This is a genomic window from Lacinutrix sp. Bg11-31, from assembly GCF_002831665.1.
Taxonomy (GTDB): domain Bacteria; phylum Bacteroidota; class Bacteroidia; order Flavobacteriales; family Flavobacteriaceae; genus Lacinutrix.
This window is the reverse complement of sequence record NZ_CP025118.1, coordinates 947,666-969,443: the sequence shown is the minus strand read 5'-3', so window position 1 is coordinate 969,443 and position 21,778 is coordinate 947,666. Positions and strand designations below refer to the sequence as shown.

17 protein-coding genes are annotated in these 21,778 nt (G+C 30.8%); 12 read left to right on the top strand and 5 right to left on the bottom strand.

Annotation, left to right across the window (positions count from 1 at the left end):
• Positions 1 to 232: 232 nt before the first annotated feature.
• Positions 233 to 2,107, bottom strand: a complete 1,875-nt coding sequence (locus tag CW733_RS04425; protein WP_100996047.1) for an OmpA family protein — start codon at positions 2,105 to 2,107, stop codon at positions 233 to 235.
• Positions 2,108 to 2,523: 416 nt separating this feature from the next.
• Here CW733_RS04425 and CW733_RS04420 point away from each other — a divergent pair, with 416 nt between their 5' ends.
• From CW733_RS04420 to CW733_RS04395, 6 genes are all read left to right on the top strand, one after another.
• Positions 2,524 to 3,108 (top strand): TetR/AcrR family transcriptional regulator, encoded by a 585-nt coding sequence (locus tag CW733_RS04420; RefSeq protein WP_100996046.1) that lies wholly within the window; start codon positions 2,524 to 2,526, stop codon positions 3,106 to 3,108.
• 1 nt (position 3,109) lies between these two features.
• A complete protein-coding gene (locus CW733_RS16750) occupies positions 3,110 to 3,517 on the top strand; it encodes an NAD(P)H-binding protein (RefSeq protein WP_369806627.1) in 408 nt (135 codons plus the stop codon).
• Between the two features lie 265 nt (positions 3,518 to 3,782).
• Positions 3,783 to 4,415, top strand: a complete 633-nt coding sequence (locus CW733_RS04410) for a nitroreductase family protein (protein ID WP_100996045.1) — start codon at positions 3,783 to 3,785, stop codon at positions 4,413 to 4,415.
• A gap of 13 nt (positions 4,416 to 4,428) precedes the next feature.
• Positions 4,429 to 5,427 (top strand): NADP-dependent oxidoreductase, encoded by a 999-nt coding sequence (locus CW733_RS04405; protein WP_100996044.1) that lies wholly within the window; start codon positions 4,429 to 4,431, stop codon positions 5,425 to 5,427.
• Positions 5,428 to 5,446: 19 nt separating this feature from the next.
• Positions 5,447 to 6,607, top strand: coding sequence for an iron-containing alcohol dehydrogenase (locus CW733_RS04400; RefSeq protein ID WP_100996043.1), 1,161 nt, complete (start codon positions 5,447 to 5,449; stop codon positions 6,605 to 6,607).
• 9 nt (positions 6,608 to 6,616) lie between these two features.
• Positions 6,617 to 7,423: a type 1 glutamine amidotransferase domain-containing protein gene (locus CW733_RS04395; RefSeq protein ID WP_198520108.1), complete on the top strand. Its 807-nt coding sequence runs from the start codon at positions 6,617 to 6,619 to the stop codon at positions 7,421 to 7,423.
• An 85-nt stretch (positions 7,424 to 7,508) separates the two neighbouring features.
• Here the strand turns inward: CW733_RS04395 and CW733_RS04390 are convergent, their stop codons facing one another.
• Positions 7,509 to 8,762, bottom strand: coding sequence for a DUF2130 domain-containing protein (locus tag CW733_RS04390; protein WP_100996042.1), 1,254 nt, complete (start codon positions 8,760 to 8,762; stop codon positions 7,509 to 7,511).
• A gap of 11 nt (positions 8,763 to 8,773) precedes the next feature.
• Positions 8,774 to 11,308: an AAA family ATPase gene (locus tag CW733_RS04385; RefSeq protein WP_198520107.1), complete on the bottom strand. Its 2,535-nt coding sequence runs from the start codon at positions 11,306 to 11,308 to the stop codon at positions 8,774 to 8,776.
• A 311-nt stretch (positions 11,309 to 11,619) separates the two neighbouring features.
• On the opposite strand from CW733_RS04385, the gene CW733_RS04380 reads away from it, so the two are divergent.
• Positions 11,620 to 12,144 carry a hypothetical protein gene (locus CW733_RS04380; protein ID WP_100996040.1) on the top strand — a complete coding sequence of 175 codons (525 nt, stop codon included), beginning with the start codon at positions 11,620 to 11,622 and terminating at the stop codon, positions 12,142 to 12,144.
• Between the two features lie 120 nt (positions 12,145 to 12,264).
• On the opposite strand, the gene CW733_RS04375 is transcribed toward CW733_RS04380, so the two are convergent.
• On the bottom strand, positions 12,265 to 13,494 hold the full coding sequence (locus CW733_RS04375; protein ID WP_198520106.1) for a phosphatidylserine decarboxylase: 1,230 nt from the start codon (positions 13,492 to 13,494) through the stop codon (positions 12,265 to 12,267).
• A gap of 205 nt (positions 13,495 to 13,699) precedes the next feature.
• Positions 13,700 to 14,374 (bottom strand): NAD(P)H-dependent oxidoreductase, encoded by a 675-nt coding sequence (locus CW733_RS04370; protein ID WP_100996039.1) that lies wholly within the window; start codon positions 14,372 to 14,374, stop codon positions 13,700 to 13,702.
• A gap of 243 nt (positions 14,375 to 14,617) precedes the next feature.
• Here CW733_RS04370 and CW733_RS04365 point away from each other — a divergent pair, with 243 nt between their 5' ends.
• The 5 genes from CW733_RS04365 (at position 14,618) to CW733_RS04345 (ending at position 21,751) form a co-directional block, all read left to right on the top strand.
• Positions 14,618 to 14,986, top strand: a complete 369-nt coding sequence (locus CW733_RS04365) for a helix-turn-helix domain-containing protein (protein ID WP_100996038.1) — start codon at positions 14,618 to 14,620, stop codon at positions 14,984 to 14,986.
• A gap of 525 nt (positions 14,987 to 15,511) precedes the next feature.
• Positions 15,512 to 15,964 carry a hypothetical protein gene (locus CW733_RS04360; protein ID WP_100996037.1) on the top strand — a complete coding sequence of 151 codons (453 nt, stop codon included), beginning with the start codon at positions 15,512 to 15,514 and terminating at the stop codon, positions 15,962 to 15,964.
• Positions 15,965 to 16,204: 240 nt separating this feature from the next.
• Positions 16,205 to 17,503 (top strand): hypothetical protein, encoded by a 1,299-nt coding sequence (locus CW733_RS04355; RefSeq protein WP_100996036.1) that lies wholly within the window; start codon positions 16,205 to 16,207, stop codon positions 17,501 to 17,503.
• A 110-nt stretch (positions 17,504 to 17,613) separates the two neighbouring features.
• Positions 17,614 to 19,077 (top strand): gliding motility-associated C-terminal domain-containing protein, encoded by a 1,464-nt coding sequence (locus CW733_RS04350; RefSeq protein ID WP_100996035.1) that lies wholly within the window; start codon positions 17,614 to 17,616, stop codon positions 19,075 to 19,077.
• A 1-nt stretch (position 19,078) separates the two neighbouring features.
• Positions 19,079 to 21,751: a PorP/SprF family type IX secretion system membrane protein gene (locus CW733_RS04345; protein ID WP_100996034.1), complete on the top strand. Its 2,673-nt coding sequence runs from the start codon at positions 19,079 to 19,081 to the stop codon at positions 21,749 to 21,751.
• Positions 21,752 to 21,778: the final 27 nt, after the last annotated feature.

Genomic DNA, 21,778 nt, shown 5'->3' with positions numbered 1-21,778 from the left:
TACCTTTTTCTATTTCGAAATTTCCTCTTTATAATAGTTTTAACTTTTTTAACCAATTTTAACAACGTGTTAAAATACAGCCGATTATATTAAATTATAATGCTTTTTAGTCTATTATTCTCTCTCGGACTTATGTCTTATTAGAAACTTCAGTTTTATCAAAATAATGAACAAAAAAAAAGTGCTATCATAATTTAATATGATAGCACAATTTATAAAAAGTAAATTGAATTTACTTAGCAGAAATGTCAATAGTTAATTCTACTCTTCTGTTTGCTGCTCTTCCAGCCTCTGTATTATTAGGAGCTATTGGTTGAGTTTCTCCTTTACCAGAAATAGAAATTAAACTATTAGTTATGTTTTTAGAAGTAAGGTAATCTTTAATAGCTTGTGCTCTTACTACAGAAAGATTATAGTTATAATTATCACTTCCTCTACTATCTGCATGACCTTGAATAGAAATACTAAAGTTAGATTTATCTGCCATAATATTTTCAGCAATATCATCTAATATAGATTTAGCATTCTCATCAAGCTTAGAGCTATCATAGTTAAAATATACTTTTCTTTGACCAACAACTGCTGGTATAACTGTTACAACTGGTGTAGGCTCAACAACTTTTGCTGGACAACCATTATCAGTTCCTTTTACTTCAGGACAATTATCTTTGTTATCTGGAAAACCATCTCCATCTGTATCAGGACATCCACCAAACTCAATTAAACCTTTTACTTCAGGACATAAATCGTCTTTATCAGTAACACCATCACCATCTGTATCTGGACAACCTCCAAGGCTAACTAGACCAAAAGTATCTGGACATAAATCGAATTCATTTGGTATAGTATCACCATCTCTATCATTAGAAACTTCTTCTTTCTTTTCACTTCCAAGTTTATAAACTAAACCTAAGTTATGATCGAAATGCTTCGGTAAGTAATCTTTAAACGAATGCTTGTAAGTTGTTTGTAAATTCACACCAATTTTATCATTAAACCAGTACTTAACACCTATAGAACCATTTGCAGTACCTGCTCCTACTAAATTATCTGAACCTTTAACAGTAGAAAATGTATTATATAAACCTTCTTCAATCCAAGTATAACCACCACCAACAGCAATAAAAGGTTGTAATTTACCTTTACCAAAACTGTAGTTTACCATACCATCAAGTCCGTAATACTTAAGGTTATCTACCAATGCACTTTCATCGGCTTGACCTAAATCTCCCCATTTACTAATTTCGTTTACTGTACCTTTTGCCGAAATAGATATATTATTAGTTAGATTTCTAGTAGCACCTACATAAAAACCTAAATTATAATGGTCGTTAAGGTTAAGGAATTCGTCAAAATAGTCACCTTGAGGAGTATTTTCTCCAACAGGATAAAGATCTACAGCACTTAAACCTGCTTCAAAAAACCAACGGCTTGGTGTAGAAGTTACTTTTTTAGTTTCTATTCCTTCTTGTTCTTCTTTATTTAATTTATAAATGATACCTAAATTATGATTCCAATGCTTAGGTAAGTAATCTTTAAAAGTATGCTTGTAAGTTGTTTGAAGATTAACTCCAAACTTATCACTAACCCAGTATTTAACTCCTACAGAACCATTAACTGTACCTGCTCCTACTAAATTATCTGAACCATTAACAGTAGAAAATGTGTTATATGTACCTTCTTCAATCCAAGTATAACCACCACCAATTGCAATAAAAGGTTGTAATTTACCTTGACCAAAACTATAGTTTACCATTGCGTCAAGTCCGTAATATTTAAGGTTATCAACTAGTACACTTTCATCGGCTTGACCTAAATCTCCCCATTTACTAATTTCATTTACTGTACCTCTTGCAGACAAAGATAAATTTTTAGTAAAGCTTCTTGAAGCTCCAACATAAAAACCTAAATTGTAATGGTCGTTAAGGTTAAGGAATTCGTCGAAATAGTCACCTTGTGGTGTATTTTCTCCTACAGGATAAAGGTCTACTGCACTTAAACCAGCTTCAAAAGACCAACGGTTAGAATTATCTTCTTGAGAAAAAGATAATTGAGTACATAAAGTTAATAATAACGTGAATGCCAAAATGTTGTAATAATGTTTCATAAACTTATAATTGTATTAAATATTTTCTTCCTTTTTATTAATCTATTCGTTTATTTCCTTAAAAAGGTTTGCGAAATAACAACATATATTAGTAAGAATTGACTTATATTTTGGTTAATTTCTTACATCCAAAAAAACATAAATTCACTGTTTTATTAAAAATTCAAAATGAAACTTAATAACTTATTAATTCTGCAGTAATCGAAGCTTATAATCATTAAAACGCTTTAAATTAAGAGTTTTTTTATCACTTAGATAAGTGTTTAAATTCATGTATTAATAATTTTTATAAACTATTATTACATAATACTATACAGTACTTTTAAACTAGCCTAGTTTTTATAAAATTAAACTTTTGTTAAAAAAAAGAATGAACGTTCATTTTTGTATATCTTTGTATTAGAATAAAAAACAAAATGGCTAAACTTCAAAAAAGCATAGACAAACGAAATGCACTAATAAAAGCAACTATAGAATTGGTAAACAATAATGGTTTCCATGCTACACCAATGAGTAAAATTGCTAAAATGGCAAACGTTTCGCCTGCTACTATTTACTTATATTTTGAAAACAAACAAGATTTAGTTAATCAAACATACATAGATGTAAAAGCAGAATACACCAATTATGCTTTCGCAGATTTTGATAAAACGATACCTGTTGAGGCTGGTTTTGAGTTAATATGGAAACGTATTGCAGACTTTAAACTAAAAGAGTGTGAAAACGCAATGTTTTTAGCACAGTGTGATAACACACCAATGATAGATGAACATAGTAGACAAGAAGGTATTAAACACTTACAACCACTACTCGACCTCTGGGCTCGTGGTAAAAAAGAAGGTATTATTAAACCACTATCAGACTATCTATTATATGCCTATTCTATAAATCCGTTATCTTTTTTAATGATGACTCAAAAACGAGGTGCATTTCAATTAGATAAAACACATTTAGAAGAAGCCTATCAATCTGCTTGGAGCAGTATAAAAGTTTGTAATTAATATGAAAAAAACAGCAATTATATTAGGTGCATCTGGCTTAACAGGTAATCTTTTACTTCAAAAATTAATTGAAGACAATAGATATGAAAGCATCAAATTATTTTCACGTTCTAAAATTGAAGTTCAATCTAATAAAGTAACACAATTTATAGGTAACCTTTTAGACCTAGAACAATTTAAAACAGATTTTACAGCTCACGAAGTGTATTGCTGTATTGGCACCACTGCTAAAAAGACACCAGACAAAACGGTTTATAAACAAATAGACTATGGCATTCCTGTTGCTGCTGCTAGGCTTTCAAAAGAAAATAACATTAACACATTTTTGGTTATTTCAGCATTAGGAGCCAACGCAAAAAGCAGTGTGTTTTATAATAAAACTAAAGGCGAAATGGAAATGATATATTAAAACAAGACATTAAAAAAGCCTTTGTTTTAAGACCATCGCTAATTGGAGGAAACCGTGAAGAAACGCGCACATTAGAAAAAATAGGATTAGCAGTATTTAAGGTTATTCAACCTCTATTTGTTGGAAAACTAAAACAATACAAAATAACAGAACCAGAAGATATTGCACAAACCATGATAAATTTAGCAAATAGTACAAGTCATGCCGAAGTTATTATTTCTTCAAACGATATAAAAAGGATTACTAAAAACAATTAAAAAAACATATGGAATTATTAGATAAATTAAAGTGGAGATACGCAGCAAAAGCAATGAATGGCAAAAAAGTTGCCGAAGATAAAATAGAACGTATTTTAGAAGCTGCTCGTTTATCACCAACATCAAGTGGATTACAGCCTTTTGAGATTTTTGTAATTAAAAATCAAGACCTTAAAGAAAAAATAAGACCAGTAGCATGGAACCAATCTGTAATTACAGACTGCTCTCACCTACTCGTTTTTGCTGCTTGGGATACTTATACTGCAGAGCGTATTAACCACATGTTCGATTTAACAAACGAAATTCGTGGGTTTGAAAACGAAGGATGGGAAAATTACCGTCAGATGTTATTAAGTTCTTATCCTCAAAAAGACGCTGAAGAAAACTTTAATCATGCTGCAAAACAAGCATACATTGCTTTTGCAAATGCGGTTACTGCTGCTGCTTTCGAAGGTGTAGACGCAACACCTTTAGAAGGTTTTGATCCTGCTGCTGTAGACAAAATACTAGGCTTACGCGAAAAAGGTTTACGTAGTGCTGTATTATTACCAATTGGTTACAGAAAAGAAGATGCAGATTGGTTAGTAAACCTTGTAAAGGTTAGAAAACCTATGGAAGAGTTAGTAACTGTTATAGACTAAAAAAAAAACAATTATGATTAAAACCATAGTATTAAACAATAGACCAGAAGGGAAACCTACAGTTTCAAATTTTGAATTTGTTACTGAGGACAAGCAGCTAACTATTAATGAAGGCGAAATTCTTTTAGAAGCTGCTTATGTATCTGTAGATCCTTATTTAAGAGGAAGAATGAGTGATGCGAAATCGTACATTCCTTCTTTTGAATTAAACAAACCTGTACAATCTGGTGTTATTGCTAAAGTAATCGCATCTAAAAACAACAACTTTAACCAAGGCGATTTTGTTTCTGGTATGCTAAACTGGCAAACACAACAAGTTTCTAATGGTGAAGGACTTTTAAAAATAGATGGTACAAAAGCGCCTTTAAGTACCTATTTAGGGATTTTAGGAATGACAGGTTTAACAGCATATTTAGGCCTTAACGAAATTGGTAAACCTAAAGCTGGAGAAACCATTGTTGTTTCTGGAGCTGCAGGAGCTGTAGGAAGTGTTGTTGGACAAATAGCAAAAATTCTTGGACTTACCGTTATTGGAATTGCTGGTACAGACGAAAAGATAGAGATGCTTAAAACTAAGTTTGGTTTTGATGCTGGTATTAATTACAACACAAGTAAAAACATTACTGCAGACATTAAAAAAGCTGCTCCTAATGGTGTAGACATTTATTTCGATAATGTTGGAGGACCAATATCTGATGCTGTATTATTTAACATTAACAGATTTGCAAGACTTATTATTTGTGGAGCTATCTCTGTTTATAATAATACCGAATTACCAAAAAGTATAAGTGTACAACCGTTTTTAGTAAAAAACAGTGCCTTAATGCAAGGGTTTATTGTCTCTAATTATGCCGAAAAATTTCCAGAAGCCATGAAACAGATATCTACTTGGTTAGCCGAAGAGAAATTAACATACACAGAAACTGTTGTAAATGGTTTTGATAATATACCAACTGCTTTTATCGATTTATTTGAAGGTAAAAACAAAGGTAAAATGATAGTTAAAATATAAATTAAAAAAGAAAAAGAAGATGAACAATTTTGAATTTAAAAACCCAACCAAAATTATTTTTGGAAAGGACACAATAGAGAAATTAGAAAACGAAATTCCTAACGACGCTAAAGTATTATTGCTTTATGGTGGTGGAAGCATCAAGAAAAACGGAATTTACGACCAAGTAAAAACAGCTTTAGCTAAAGTAGATGTTGTAGAGTTTGGAGGTATTCCTGCAAATCCAGAATACTCGGTATTAATGGAAGCTTTAAAAGTAATTAAAGACCAAAACATCACCTATTTATTAGCCGTTGGTGGAGGTTCTGTAATTGATGGCACTAAATTTTTATCTGCTGCTGCTGTTTACGATGGAGATACACCTTGGGATATTTTAACCAAAAACATTAGAACAGAAGTTGGTATGCCTTTTGGAACGGTTTTAACATTACCAGCAACAGGATCTGAAATGAATTCTGGAGCAGTAATTACAAGAGCAGAAACTAAAGAAAAGCTTGCAATGGGTGGACCTGGTTTATTTCCTGAGTTTTCAATATTAGATCCTCAAGTAATTACCTCTATTCCAGAACGTCAATTAGCAAACGGTATTACAGATGCTTTTACACACGTTTTAGAACAATACATGACGTATCCAATTGGAGCATTATTACAAGACCGTTTTGCAGAGAGTATTTTACAAACTTTAATAGAAGTTGCACCAAAAGTAATTAAAGATCCAACAGACTATAAAGCAGCTTCTAACTTTATGTGGAGTTGTACCATGGCTTTAAACGGATTAATACAAAAAGGAGTCCCTACAGATTGGGCTGTACATGCTATTGGTCATGAGTTAACTGCTTTATTTGGTATCGATCATGCACGAACATTAGCAGTAATTGCACCAAGCCATTACAAGTTTAATTTTGAAACTAAAAAAGAAAAATTAGCACAATATGGTGAGCGTGTTTGGAATATTACAGAAGGTAGTATAGACGATAAAGCTTATGCTGCAATCGAGAAAACAACAGCCTTTTTCCATGAATTAGGTATTGATACTAAGTTGTCTGACTACACAAAAGATTACGAAGGTACTGCTGAAGAAATCTCAAAACGATTTACAAATCGTGGTTGGACAGCATTAGGAGAACACAAAACATTATCGCCAGATAAGGTTGAGAAAATAGTAAAAATGGCATACTAAATTTTAAAGATGAATTTAATAAAAACACTAGCATTAACGCTTACCATTATTACAGCTTCTAGTTGTAAAGATGCAAAAAGCGAAACACCTTCTGAAACCGTTTTAGAAGCAAAAACAGAATTAAAAAAAGAAAAAACTATGAACGTATTATTTGTATTAACCTCTCACGATAAATTAGGAGATACAGAAAAAAAAACAGGGTTTTGGGTTGAAGAATTTGCAAACCCATATTACACATTATTAGATAAAGGTGCTAACATTACTATTGCAACACCAAATGGAGGTGCTGCACCAATAGATCCAAGTAGTGATTCTCCAGATGCTGCAACAGAAGCTACAGAGCGTTTTAATAAAGACGCTACTGCAAAAGCTAAAATTGCAAATACTAATAAATTAGCAGATATAAATGCAGACGATTTTGATGCTGTATTTTATCCAGGTGGTCATGGTCCTTTATGGGATTTAGCAAACGATAAAACTTCTATTGCTTTAATAGAGAAATTTAACACACAAAATAAGCCTGTAGCATTTGTATGCCACGCTCCTGCTGCTTTAAAAGGTGTTAAAAACGCAGATGGAACACCTTTAGTTAAAGGAAAAAAAGTAACAGGTTTTACTAATACCGAAGAAGCTGCTGTTGGTTTAACAGACGTTGTTCCATTTTTAGTAGAAGATATGTTAAGCGAAAATGGTGGAATCTATTCTAAAAAAGAAGATTGGGCTGCTTACGCAATACAAGATGGTAATTTAATTACTGGTCAAAATCCAGCTTCCTCTGAGTTGGTTGCTGAGAAATTATTAGAAAGTTTGAAATAATAGTAAGCTTTATTTATATTAAAAAAGGTTGTCCGTTTTGGGCAACCTTTTTTGTTTTAAATGTTTTTTGAAGTTTTTTAATAAATCAATCTTCATCAAATCCAGGTAATTCTAAAGCTTTTACAGATTGTATCGCGTTTCCTGCAATACCTTTTATAGAACCATACATATCAATAGTATTGGTAGTTACTTTATCTATTTGCTTTTCTCTTTGTTTCCAAATACGTTGCATGGAACGCTTTTCACTTTCTAAATCAGATTTCATTTGTGTAAAACCTTCAACAATAGCTTCTATTTGCATTCTAAATGTATTACTAGTAAGGTAATCATAAAGCAAATCCATTTTATCTCCTTTATTTTCTTGCGTTATTATTGCATTATTTACTTGTAGAATTCCTTCTCTTAAAACAGAACACAATCCTTTAAACTCTTCGTAATTACAAATCCAGATGCCATCTTTTAAACCCATTCTGTCCATATCAGAAGGCATAACTTCGGTTACTAACACACCTATATTTGCACCTTTATCTCTAATATCTGCTTTAAACTTTTCAATCCAACTTGGTTGAAAATCCTTTGTCCTTTTACTTTCATAATAGATAGTACCACAATTTTGCTCTGTTCTAGAATGTACAATTTGAATACAATCTCCACCTCTAGCTCCTTTTTTAATTTCTTGAATAGTATCTAAAGGAAACTTTGAAGCCAACCATTCTTCTATTGCTAATTCTTGAACTTCTCCTTGTAATTGCATAGAACCTTGCTCTTGCTTACGTTTCATCTCTTCAGTAAGCTTTTTCTGGTCTTCTAATTGCTTTTGCATTTCTTTAAAACGCAATTCGTTTTTGTCTTCTTCAGATTTCTTGATTTTTTCCTTTTCAGAAATTAAAATCTCATTAAGTTTTTTCTGTGCTTCAGCCTCTGCTAAACCTTTTAATTCGTCTTTTTCTCTTTTAAGTTTTTCTATTTCTGCTTTAGATTTGTTTAGCTCTTTTACTTGCTCAGACTTTTCATTCAACTCTTTTTGTAAAGCTTCAAATTGTTCAGACTGTTCTTCTTTTAATTTAAGCTTTAGCTTCGCTTCTATTTCTTTTTTATCTTCTTTAAGTTGATTTTCTAAACGTTCTTGAAATAACTCGTTTTCTTTCTTTTTCTTTTGCTCGAAATCAAGTTTTTCTTGTTTTAATTTTTCTTGTTCAGCCTCGTACTTCTTCTTTTCTTGCGCAATTTGAGATTGATATTTTTGCTTTATTTCTTCTTCAAGTTGATGCGATAAGATGTCTTGAACATCAATTGATGTTCCACAGTTTGGGCATTTTATTTGGTTTTCGTTTTTCATTATCAATTTCTTTAAAAATCTTTTTGTATTTCTTTAAAACGCTCATAATCTGATTTTAAATCGTCCATTGTTGGTGGAGAATGATGTTCCTCTGGATGACTATGTGCTCTTATAAATCCACTTGCACGTCCAAACATACTATCAATTTCGGCTTTATGCTTTTCAATCATATCTCCTTTTACAGTTGGAAATTTAGTCATCATTATATTATTTCTATATCTACCAACAATTTCTAAAAAAATATTATTAGAAACTAATAATTCCAATCCTGACCTAATATAAGCATAACCTTCTGCTGCGACTTCATTTTCCTCTCTGCCATTCGTTCCATTATTACAAATCACGTTAAGCTTAGTCGTGTAAGTTTTTAACTTATTAATAGGAATTCCATCTGACAAAATTCCAGTATTAGAACCATTTGTACTTACTCTATAAAATTTAAATTCAACTTTATCTTTATAAAGTGCATGTTTTTCTAAACCAAAAAATGAATTATAAAAAATAACATTATGTGTAAAAATAACTACTTGACGTTCTTTAGACAAGTCAACTAATCTTTTTGCAACATCTTGCATTATATTATGATCAAGAGAACTTACTGGATCATCAAAAACAACTGGTGCAATAGTAGCATCTAGTTGCAATTCTGTTAAAAATTCGCAAAGCGCAATTGTTTTTTGTTCTCCTTCACTTAAGACCATGTTAATATCATGACTAGCTACATTTTGACGAATTTTTGAATTGCCTTGCTGTGAAAAGAAACTAATATTAACACCTAAATGTTGTTTTCGAAAACCTATTAACTCAGCCAAAAATTTATCTTGAAAATCTTGTGCAACAAGCTCATCTCGTGCTTGAGTCGTTTTGGCACTTAAAGACAAAGTATTAAATTGATTCTTATTATCATTTAATGTTTTTATTGCTAAAAGATTAGAAATACACTGAACTACCTCTGATTTCTTTAATGATAAGATATGCCTGTCATTTAATTCGTTTATCTCTTTTTTAAGTTTTGCTTCAGCTGATTCTAAATTTGTTAAAGCTTTTGTTGTTTTAGCTTTTGATTCTGAAAATTCTGTTTGTTTTTTTTCAAGTAAATCAATTAATAATACATAGTTAATATCAAAATCCAGCTTAGCATCAACAGTATTATTAATTATATGGCTTTTAAATAATTTTACTTTTCGATTAAAGTCAATAATCTCTTGAGGTTGTATAATATTATAACTTTCCGAAATGCCAAATACAGGATGATGAAATTCAATTTGTTCTTTAATTAAACTTACGTATTGTATAATCTCTTCTTTCAATTTATTAATTTTTACTATTTCAGCCTGTTTAGTATCATTTAGTATTTTAGAATAATTATCAACTAGCTTTCTTGCTGCCTCATCTGAAAAGGATTGTTTACAGTAAACACATGTGTCTTCTGGATTATTAGGGTAATTCTCTTTTGACAGTAATTTAATGTACTCGTCAGCGGATTTTAAAAAATCAGAAAACTGTTCTGTATCAAATTTTGATAACCCATAAATTTCTGCTATTCCAGCAATACCACTTTGTGTTTCTTTCGCTAACTTTTTTAAATCTTCATTATATACAATAATTTTATTCCAATCTGTTTTAACTAAATTCGATTGTGTATGCTTTACTGATGCTATAATATTAGCTAATTCAACAAGAATAAAATTATTCGTTTTGAGGTTAGCCTCTAAAGCTTTTTTATTCAAATTTTTAAGACTGTCTTCTTTCTCTTTTAAATCTGCTAAATTTTCTTGAGTGAAAATTGAAATTTCTTCAAATTTCTTTTTGTCAGAATCGTGAGTTAATGAATCTAAATATTTTTTTTGTTGAGTTCCTTCTTTAAGCTGTGCTTTCCATTCTAGAGTTATTGGATACCTTGATAGTTGTTGAGCATGCATAGAATTTAAGGCTACTAGTTCATTTTTTATAAGCGAAAAAAGATAAAACCCTTTTGGTGTAACAAGTAATTCTCTAGTATTAGAAAGTGAAATATTTACACAATCACTGTTAAAAACTGAAACTGTATTTAAATCTGATTGTAGATTTGTTCCTTGCCAATTAATAGACGATGAGTTTCCATCAGATATAAAATCAATTTTTGCACTTTGACTAGTTTCTTTATTATGGACATTAGAAAGAATGTTAATGTTATTATCAAAACTATAACCTTGAGCTTTCAAAACACGACTGTAACCTGTCTTTCCGACTCCATTATTTCCATACACAACAGTAATATTAGGACTAAATACCATTTCTTGGTCTTCAGCTAAACGATTTACACCTTTAATTTCTGATAATTTAGTAAGAGAAACTTCTTTAGCTATTGGAATAAATGATGGCTTAAGTATTTCTAAAATAGGTAATGGTGGTTTCAGTTCAAATCCAATTTCTTGTATATAATAATTAAAAACATTTTCTTTTTCAGTCTGAGATAATGATGATTGGGATGTTGAAATTTTTTGAACCAAAAGTTTTGCCCAATAACCTTTAGATTCAGCCCATTCCCATAAATAATCAATCAATTCGCGTTGTGTATTTGTTGTACTCATATTTTTTTATTCTAACATTAATAAAATACTCCTTTCAACTAAACTTGTTATTCAAAGAGTAACTATCTTTTTTTATCATTTTAAGGGAAAATAAACTAATACAAAACACAATCCTTACGGAAATCCTCATTCTCCTAAAATAAATCTTAAAACAAAAAAAAAGCCTCACAAGTTTGGTCTATTCTATAAAGCAATAACAACAATTTTACACTTTTTTTGCATTTGTTTGACACTTTCAGCCTTTATTAACTCTAGGTTTACTCAAAATTATAAAACAAAAAATTATGAACAAGTTTATTGTAATTACTGTATTGCTATTTAGTATGTATAGCTCTAAAAATAACAACAAGATTGAAAGTGCTATAGATTATAAAGGCATTATAATTGAAAATGCTGAATATACTATGCAGATCGATATAGAGAAGGCAGAAAACAATCTAGCCAACTTAATCGTTAAAATGGAGTTAAAAAATGGATCGCATTTTATATCTCCAAACTATAAAGGAAATGCTAGCGGAAAATTCCATATGGATTTAGGCGATTACACTGCTATAGATTTTAATGGTAATATTAAAGAGTTTCCAAAATCTAAACTAGTATCTGGTCCTGAAGGTTTTGGTAATCACAAAGCAAATTGGGTAACAACAAATACAAGCTATACGCAAGCCATTAACATAAAATCTAAAGAAGATTTTGAAGTTTTTGGAAGAGTAAAATTTGTTATCGAGCCAAAATGCACATTAGAAGTAACAACATTTGGAATCGTTTCTAAAAACGGAATACTTACAATAACTTCACCTAAATGTTAATTGAATGATAAGGTTTAGAACGGTTTAATTTCACAGAAAATCTTAAAATAAAATTCTAAAACATAAAAAACCAAGCTTCAAAACTTGGTCTTTTTATAAATAGATATTGCTATATACTAGTTATTTCTTGCTATAAGGAGCTGTACTAATATCTGTACCATAATAACGGTAAGAATCTTCAGTTTTGTCTATTACTGGTGCTTGTCCTTCTTGAAAAAGCATAATAATATCTGAGCCTCCAAACAGGAAGTAACCAAACTCCTCTCCTTTTGCAATGTTATTATTTACTGTAGCACTCATATGTACTCCAGATACTTGACACATACCAACTGGTATTATTGCTACAACGCCTCTATTTCCTTCATTAGAATTTGTGGTATCTATGGTTAGTATGCCTCTGGCTTGCGTAAACTCGTAGCCTTCTTTTGGTGCTGCTGGATAATCTGATCCATCTGGTGCACTAAATTGTTTATCGGTAATATTAACGTCTAAATACGTTAAACCTGTTACTGCACGACATTCTTTTACCAAACCAGATACTGGAGCATGAAAACGATGGTAAGAATATGGACCTAAAAAGTAATGTACAAAGGTTCCGTTTGCAAAAGTGTTAGCATATGGACTGCCTTCTAACAAATCGTTAATATTACCAATTACATGTGTGCCTTTTAAAACTGAGGTATTAATATTAGAATCTTTATCTATTGGATACATTTTACGATACGTACAATCTGCTGGTGCAACTACTGTTGCATTATTACCAACACCAGCTATTGGACGTAAACCTGGATTTAACTCGCGTGCAAAAAACTGATTAAAGGTTAACCAACCACTTGGGTTATTTGGTTTACCGTTTACTAGAGAATCGTCTATTCTATAATATGGTGCATAGTCTTTAAAAGATTGCCAAATGGTATCGTTAAAAGAGTCTGTAGTGTTTAAAAAATCTCCCCATAAATTAGCATAGGTTATTAACCACTCTTTAAAACCATCTAAATTTTGTACTATGGTTGTGTTACCTGGTCCTACTTTTTGGTCTATTAAATAATAGAAATGGCATAACCTATCGTACACTTCTTGTGTGTAGCCTGTGTCTGGATCTTTCCAACCCTCAAAACGGGTTTGATGCGGTATCCATTGGCTAAACTCTACGATGTAACTAATCCATTCACTTTCTGTTGTTGGCCAATACAACAAGTCGTATAATTCTTGATCCAAAGTTCCATTTGCTGCATTGCTTGCTGCATTAATAGACTCTACTAATAAACCCGAAAGTTGCGGATTGTTGTCTAGCATGTCTTTAATAACAGTAATAGCGTTTTGTGTGCTTTTAATTTCAAGTGTTTCCATGATGTAAATTTTTAAGTTATTAAAAAATCCAATTGAAATATAAATATTACACTAACAGATTAATTAATAAAAAATTAATATACAGCAAGTTAAGTTTGATTTTATTTAAAATTAAGCGTGTATTTACGTGTTTTTAAAAGCTAGGGAAATTACTTGCAAGAAAAATTGTAGATGGTTTTTCAATTTTTAAACAACACTTACTAGTTTATTTCCAAGTCACAATATCTTTAAAATCTCTTCTAGACTTTTCGTGTGGTGGATTTTCTTTTCTATAACCAAAAGCAACCATAAATGATAAACCATATTTATCTGTATCGATCCCAAACTTTTCTTTTAATAAAACTTCTGATTTTTCTTGATGAAATCCTTCAATAGGGCAACTATCAATACCTGTTAAAGCTGCAGAAGTCATCATATTACCTAAAGCAATGTAAGTTTGCTTTGCAGACCAATCTAATAATTTTTTGTCTGTATTTAAATTGAAATCATTTTCTTGAAACTCTCTATAAAACTTAGAATACATTTCAATAACATCTTCGGGAAATTGCTTTACATCTTTCATCATATGCATAATGTACTCTGCATCGTGCTTTACCATTGGTGCTTTCATGCTTAAACCCAAAATAAAATGACTTGCAGTGTCTAATTTTAATGGTGCTCCCCAAGCTACAGGTTTTAATAACTCGCGCAATGCTTTATCTTGAACTACTACAAAATGCCACGGCTCGAAACCAAACGAACTTGGTGATAAATGTGCTGTTTCTAAAATGAAGTTAATATCTTCATCTGAAACTGTTTTAGTAGTATCAAACTCTTTTGTTGCATGTCTAAATTGAAAAGCATTAATAATGTCTTTTTTTTTAATGTTTGGTGTATTCATCTGTTTAATTTTTAACTCATTCGTTTATAGTGTCAATATACTATCAAAAGTATAGTTGCAAAAGTAATAACTGTTTTGTTATCTCGCAATAACGGTCGAAAATGATAGTATAAAACACAACGCTATTATTTTTATTAATATACTGAATAACAAATGATTATAAATTTAAAAAAGCACTATAAAAAGTATAGTTGTATAATTAAAGATAGTATTGTAGTTTTGTGAAAATTATCACATTAAATTATGGAAGTAGAACACAAAAAACGACTTATTAAGTTTAACGACAAAATGTTTTCTTGTACTACAAGTATTGCTATGGAATTAATTGGTGGCAAATGGAAAAGTGTGATTTTAATTTATCTTGTTGGTGGAAAAAAACGCTATAATGAATTGTATAAATTAATATCTACAATTACAGAGCGCACCTTAAGCTTACAACTTAAAAAATTAGAGCAAGATGGTTTAATTACACGTAAAGTATACACAAAAAAACCACCATTAAAAGTTGAATATGCCTTAACGCCTTTTGGGGAAAGCTTAGCTCCTGTATTGATTTCTATTGCTGATTGGGGAAAAAAAGTAGCCGACGAGAAAGGCGAAATTATAGAATAACATTTTATTACATACAATTATTATTTTCTAAATCTACAAGTGTAGGATTAAATGCGTTTTTCGAAATATCGAAATAAGAAACATTATTTGCACAACCTTCTGTTTTTAAACCACCAGGCGTTTGAATTAAAGTTGGTCAAGTCGCATAAATTTGTTGGGCTATTATTATTTTTAACATGAACAAATACTCCAAATTACTGTTAAGCATATTTAAACCATCAAAATTAGTAATAAATGCCAAAAGGCTTAATTCTTAAATCTACTTCTAAGCTTTGGTAATTATTATTTATAAACCTTCAAAACAAAAACATTAAAATTTGATATTTTATCCTTTTTAAGAATTAAATATCTAATATTTCACCCAAAACACTTTATCGTACAAATCAGCTTTTTACCCAACATTCAAACCGTTTATCTGATAATAAAGTATTTTAATCGATGAAAAAACATAAAGAAAAATACAAATAGAGTTGTTTTTTTCAATTATTTGTATAGATTTGTTTTATACATATTAAATATCCCAAAATGAAAGCAAAAACTACACTTTTTACCGTTATTTTTTTTATGCTTATAAGTATCGGTTTCGCACAAACAAAGAAAAAATCACCTCAATTAATTACAGGAAAAGTAAGTATTAGTAAATACCATAATCTAGACGAATTAAACAAACTATCTAAAGGCGATTTACTTACCCTATATATACAACGTATTGAAGTAATAGTAAATATTCTACCAAATATTGCATTTGCAACCAAACCAAATGTTACTATGGCTTCTTTAGGTATTCCTGAAACAAAAGAAAATATAAAGGCCTTAGAAGCAAATCGTGAAGCTTCTGTAGAATATTTTGATAGTACTGTAGAGTTTCAGAAATCAGTATTACCATACTCAGATTCTGGAGATCTTATAGCTGCGATATTATTTTATGAAGAAACATTAAAATCACTTCATACTTATAACGATTTTAAAGTGGATTAATATCTTAAGCCTTAAATTATTACTAAAGTCTTAAGAAAATTAGCTTATTCTATTTTGTTTACTAAAAGTATTTATTCCACTAATGAATAACTATCTATAAAAATTAAATTTTGTAAGAAAAATAATATAATTAAATTTAATGAGTGTATTTCGTCGATATTTTTTGCATTTAACATGAAATACTCATATCTTTGGTATGTAAATTATTCCCCAATAATCTATAAAATAAATTTAACCACTATGAAAAAAATCACTTTAACTACTCTGCTTTTATTAGTTACGTTAAGTAGTTTATTCGCTCAACAAGAAAAAGGAATAACTGGTTTTAAAAACTGGCTTAATCCTTGGACAGAATTTAAGCCAAACAAAGTTGAATATGGTAAGCCTACTCAAATTCTTAGTGGTAGTATTACTAAAGACACAAGATTATATAAAAGCGAGATTTACCTTTTACTTGGTGATGTCTTTGTTACAGATAGTACTACATTAATAATTGAGCCTGGAACAATAATAATGGGCGACTTTAAAACTAAAGGCTCGCTTACTATAAGTAATGGTTCTACAATTGTTGCCAATGGAGAAGATACAGACCCAATTATTTTTACATCAAACCAAAGTGTGAAAAAACCTGGAGATTGGGGAGGCCTTTTTATTCTGGGTAATGCACCAACAAATATAATTAATAATGATACCGTTTTAAATTACGGTTTAAATGTAACAGATGCTAAAAATATAAGCTATGGTGGTGATAATCCAGAAAGCTATTCTGGAATTTTAAACTATGTTAGAATTGAGTATGCAGGCAAAAGGACTAAAGACTATGGTTATTTTAACGGCCTTACTTTAGCAGGTGTTGGTAATACAACAACGCTAGAAAATGTAATGGTAACTTACTGTGAAGGTAACTCGTTTGCTATTCTTGGTGGTGCTTTAACTTTAGACAAGTTTGTCTCTTATAAATCTAGTAGTAATGATTATATAATAAACTATGGTGCACAATGCACAATGACTAATTCTCTTGCTATAAAATCGCCTTATGTGTCTAGAGCAGAAGCTTCAAGGTGCTTATATGTATTAAATAATGATTCAATAGAGAATACCGATTTAACAAAAAACAACACAACAGTTGATGCTGGTAATCTTACCTTAATTAACCTTAGTAGTGATTTAGACTATGATATTAAAGTTGGTTTAGTAAATGAAGCTATTTATATTGGAAATAAAGTTGCTTTTAAAATAAACGAGAGTGTGATCTCTGGCTTTAATCCTGCTGCAATATTGGATAATAAGATTACGGTAAATAATGATAACCTGGAAAAAATAGTATTTACAAGCAATTATTTTAATAATTGTAATGGAAATATTTTTGTTAAAGACAATAGTAGTAATGAAGATTTAGAAAATTGGTATGGTAGTAGAGCATTTAATAATGTATACTCTAAAGGTCCAGATTCTGAAACTTTTATAGAAGCTAAGAACTCTAAACATCCAGATTACAGATTAAGAATTAACCGAATTGTTGCTTCTAGAAACGACTAAATAGATTATAATATTTAAATACTTATCCTTTAAACTAAAGCTTAAAATCAAACCCACCTAAACCTAAAAAACCTAATTGCTTATAGAAAAGAAAATTACCAGCTAACCCAATGTACACCTACAAAAAAAAATACAAACTATATTTATTACTCTGTTTTCTAATTCTTATTTGTCAAGAAAAAGTTAATTCACAAATAGTAATTGGAACTCCAAATTTAGGCTTTAGTCAAGCATGCGCAAGTGCTAATTTTAACACCTACTCTACTACTTTTGTTTTTTCTCCAGAGAACGGGTTAAATACTTCAAATCAATTTTTAATTGAGTTATCCGATGCTAATGGCGATTTTTCAAACGCAACTATTATATTTACATCAAATTCTGGAACGGTAACAACCTCACCAGCAACATTAGATTTTTCATTACCAAACACCACTGCTGGAGAAAACTATAGAATTCGTATAAAAAGTAGTGCACCTGTTGCAACTAGTTCTGGTTCTTTACCTTTTGCTGCTTATTATAAAATTCAAGATGCTCCATTTACTATAAATAATTTAGTCTCAACTGGAGTTTATTGTGCAGGCGGAAGCTATTTACTAACTATAGATAATCCTGGCTCAGGTAATAATGATTCTCCTTTAAATTATCCATCGCTTACTTATAAATGGTATAAAGAAACTAGTGCAACGACCTCTATTTTTGTGTCAGAAGGTTCATCACTTACAATAAATCAAGAAGGCACTTATTTTGTAGAAACGAATTATGGTAGTTGTACTTCAAATTCGTTTTCTAATCGCGTAACTATTAGTTCTGTTACTTCAGGACAAGCAGATGCAGGTATCTCTTCAAGTTTAGGGAATCCGTTTTGTCCAGATCTAGGTGCAACAACTTTAAGTACTATTGGAGGAAATAGTTATCAGTGGTTTAAAGATGGTGTTATTATTCCAGGCGCAACTAATCAAATGTATGAAACCATAGAATCTGGTACCTATGCGGTTCAAGTAAACTTAGGAAGCTGCTCTGCATCTGGAGCTATTGTATTGCAAAGTGAACTTTTTGACGCCTCTATTAATGTAGATGAAACAAATACTATTGAAGCAGAAGATACTTTAACCATAATAATTTCTAATACTGCTAACACTCCAGAATTTGAATGGTATTTAGACAACGTTTTAATTTCTAGTGCTAATGAAGATACTTTTGATGCTACAGCTTTTGGAAACTACAAAGTGGTTGTTACAGAAAATTCTGGCTGTACCGCTTCTAGAACTTTTTTATTCGAAATAGTAGAAGCATTTGATCCTTTTCCTGAAGTAGAAAAAATTCCAAATCTTATTAGCCCTAATGGAGACACCATTAATGATACATGGATTATACCAACAAAATACGTAACTGGCTCTAATACACAAGTAACTATATTAAACAATCGTGGATTAGTAGTATTACAAACAAACGATTACCTCAACAATTTCCCAGAGAACGATTTAAATATTACTAACATCAATCAAGTGTATTATTATATAATAACAACGCCAGATAATGAAGTAATTAAAGGCTCAATAACAATTATAAAATAATATGAAAACACTATTTCTTGTTTTAGTATTATGCTTCTGTTCTATACAGATGAACTATTCTCAAGAGGATGATGGTGTGGTTGCGCTTAATCTTCCGCTAAGGAACTCATTAACATTTAATCGTTTTACAATAAACCCAACTTTTAGCTTTGTAAGAGAACAAAGTAAATACATTAGTATTTCTAATAAAAGAGAATGGGTACAATTTGAAGATGCACCAGAAACCTATTTAGCAAGCTATTCAGGAAGATTTGGAGAAAATATTGGTGCTGGAATTGGTGTGTTTCAACAAAATTATGGCGTATTAACCACTTTTGGTGGTCTTTTAAATTTCGCATACAATGTAAGATTAGATAGAGATAGCAATCTTACTTTTGGTCTTAATATTGGAGCTTATAAAAGCGGTTTAAATACCGGAAAAATAGTCACAAATTTCGATGATCCTTCAATAGAAAATGTTCCAGAAAATTTCTTAATAACAGTAAACCCAGGCATTAACTATGGGACTGGTTTTTTCGATTTTGGTGTGTCACTAAAAAATATAGCAGCCTATAATTTTCAGTCATCAATGCTTATTGAAGATAATCCAGAACAAGGTATAGAAGGCTACCTAATGTATACAGGATACTTAACATCTCGAGGTTTTTTTGATGAAAGTAAATTTACAACTTTACTGAAATCCGAATTTAGAAAAGAAGAAACTATTCTTTCTGCTATGGCAATGCTTACCATTCCTAAAGGTATTTGGGCACAAGCAGGTTTTAATTCTGTTTATGGTGCTTCTGCAGGAATAGGTATTAATATTAGTCCTCAAATTGCTATTGAATATAATTTTGAAAAAGCAATTGGCGATTTAACCGTTTTTGAAACTTCTCATGAAATCTCACTTGCCTATAGGTTTAAGAATACAGAAAATTATGAATACAGCAGTGGAGATGAAGTTAGTAGCCTAATTACTGGAAATAAAAGAAAACGTAAAAAGAAAAAAATAACAAGAACACAAGACGATATTAAAGTAGTTGCTGAACAAAAAACTAAAGATAAGACTGATACACAAGCAAAACTTCTAGCAGAACAACAAGCTAAAGAAGTAGCTGATGCTCAAGCAAAACTTCTAGCAGAACAACAAGCTAAAGAAGAAGCTAATGCACAAGCGAAATTACTAGCAGAACAACAAGCCAAAGAAGAAGCTAATGCACAAGTGAAATTACTAGCAGAACAACAAGCCAAAGAAGTAGCTGATGCACAAGCAAAACTTCTAGCAGAACAACAAGCCAAAGAAGTAGCTGATGCTCAAGCAAAACTTCTAGCAGAACAACAAGCTAAAGAAGTAGCTGATGCTCAAGCAAAACTTCTAGCAGAACAACAAGCCAAAGAAGTAGCTGATGCTCAAGCAAAACTTCTAGCAGAACAGCAAGCCAAAGAAGTAGCTGATGCTCAAGCAAAACTTCTAGCAGAACAGCAAGCAAAAGAAGTAGCTGATGCTCAAGCGAAACTTCTAGCTGAACAGCAAGCCAAAGAAGTAGCTGATGCTCAAGCGAAATTACTAGCTGAACAGCAAGCTAAAGAAGTAGCTGATGCTCAAGCAAAACTTCTAGCAGAACAACAAGTTAAAGAAGTAGCTGATGCTCAAGCAAAACTTCTAGCAGAACAACAAGCCAAAGAAGTAGCTGATGCACAAGCAAAACTTCTAGCAGAACAACAAGCTAAAGAAGTAGCTGATGCTCAAGCGAAACTTCTAGCAGAACAACAAGCTAAAGAAGTAGCTGATATTAAAGCTGAAGACCCAATATTAAAAACTACTGATGCGCTTGGTAAAGCTATACTTACTATTGCGCAACAAACCGAAGAATCGAAAACAAGACAAAGTCAATTATTACAAGAATTTGATGATATAGTTGCTATTAAAGATAAGGATCTTCAGGATTTAAAAGAAGAGAACGATTTAAGCGAACAAGGTATTTTAGTTAAAGCAAAACCTTTTAAAAGTATCACAAAAGAAAATAATGCTTTAAACAAAATCAAGTCTGATTTAGAAAACATCATTACAATTCGAAATGAAGAAATTATAGCTTTAAAAAAGTTAGAAAAAGATAATTCAGAAGCTGGTATAATAATGTTAGATAACGTAGACCTTTATTATAAGAAAACCGTAAAACGTTTAGAATCTGAACAAAAAGAAGCTACAGAGGCTAAAAACAAATTAGATACAAGATTAAAAAACATTAAAGTTTCTACAGAATTTGAACGTAGAAGAAGAATTAAACGTGCTGCATTTGATAATACAGATGAACGTTATACACAAGACAGAGAGACATTGCAACGTATAAAAGAAAGTGATGTTTCAAGTACTACTGAATTAACTTCAGAAGATTTTGATTTTGGAGAAAAACAAAGTGATAATATTCAAATTTTAAAGAACGTTAAAAATGTAGAAAATGGATACTATTTAGTAATTGCTGTACATAGTGATGTTAATAAGCGAGACGATTTTCTAACAAAAGTTGTTCAATCAGGTCTTACGGATGTTAACTTTTTCTACGATATCAATTCTAGTAAATATTACATTTACAGCGCAAAATTCGATAATATTCAATCCGCTAACAAATCCTTAAACACTAAAGGAAACAAGCTATATAATACCAAAATGTCAATAGTGAAAATAGAAAATTAAATAATTAATTCTCATTCAGTTATCAAC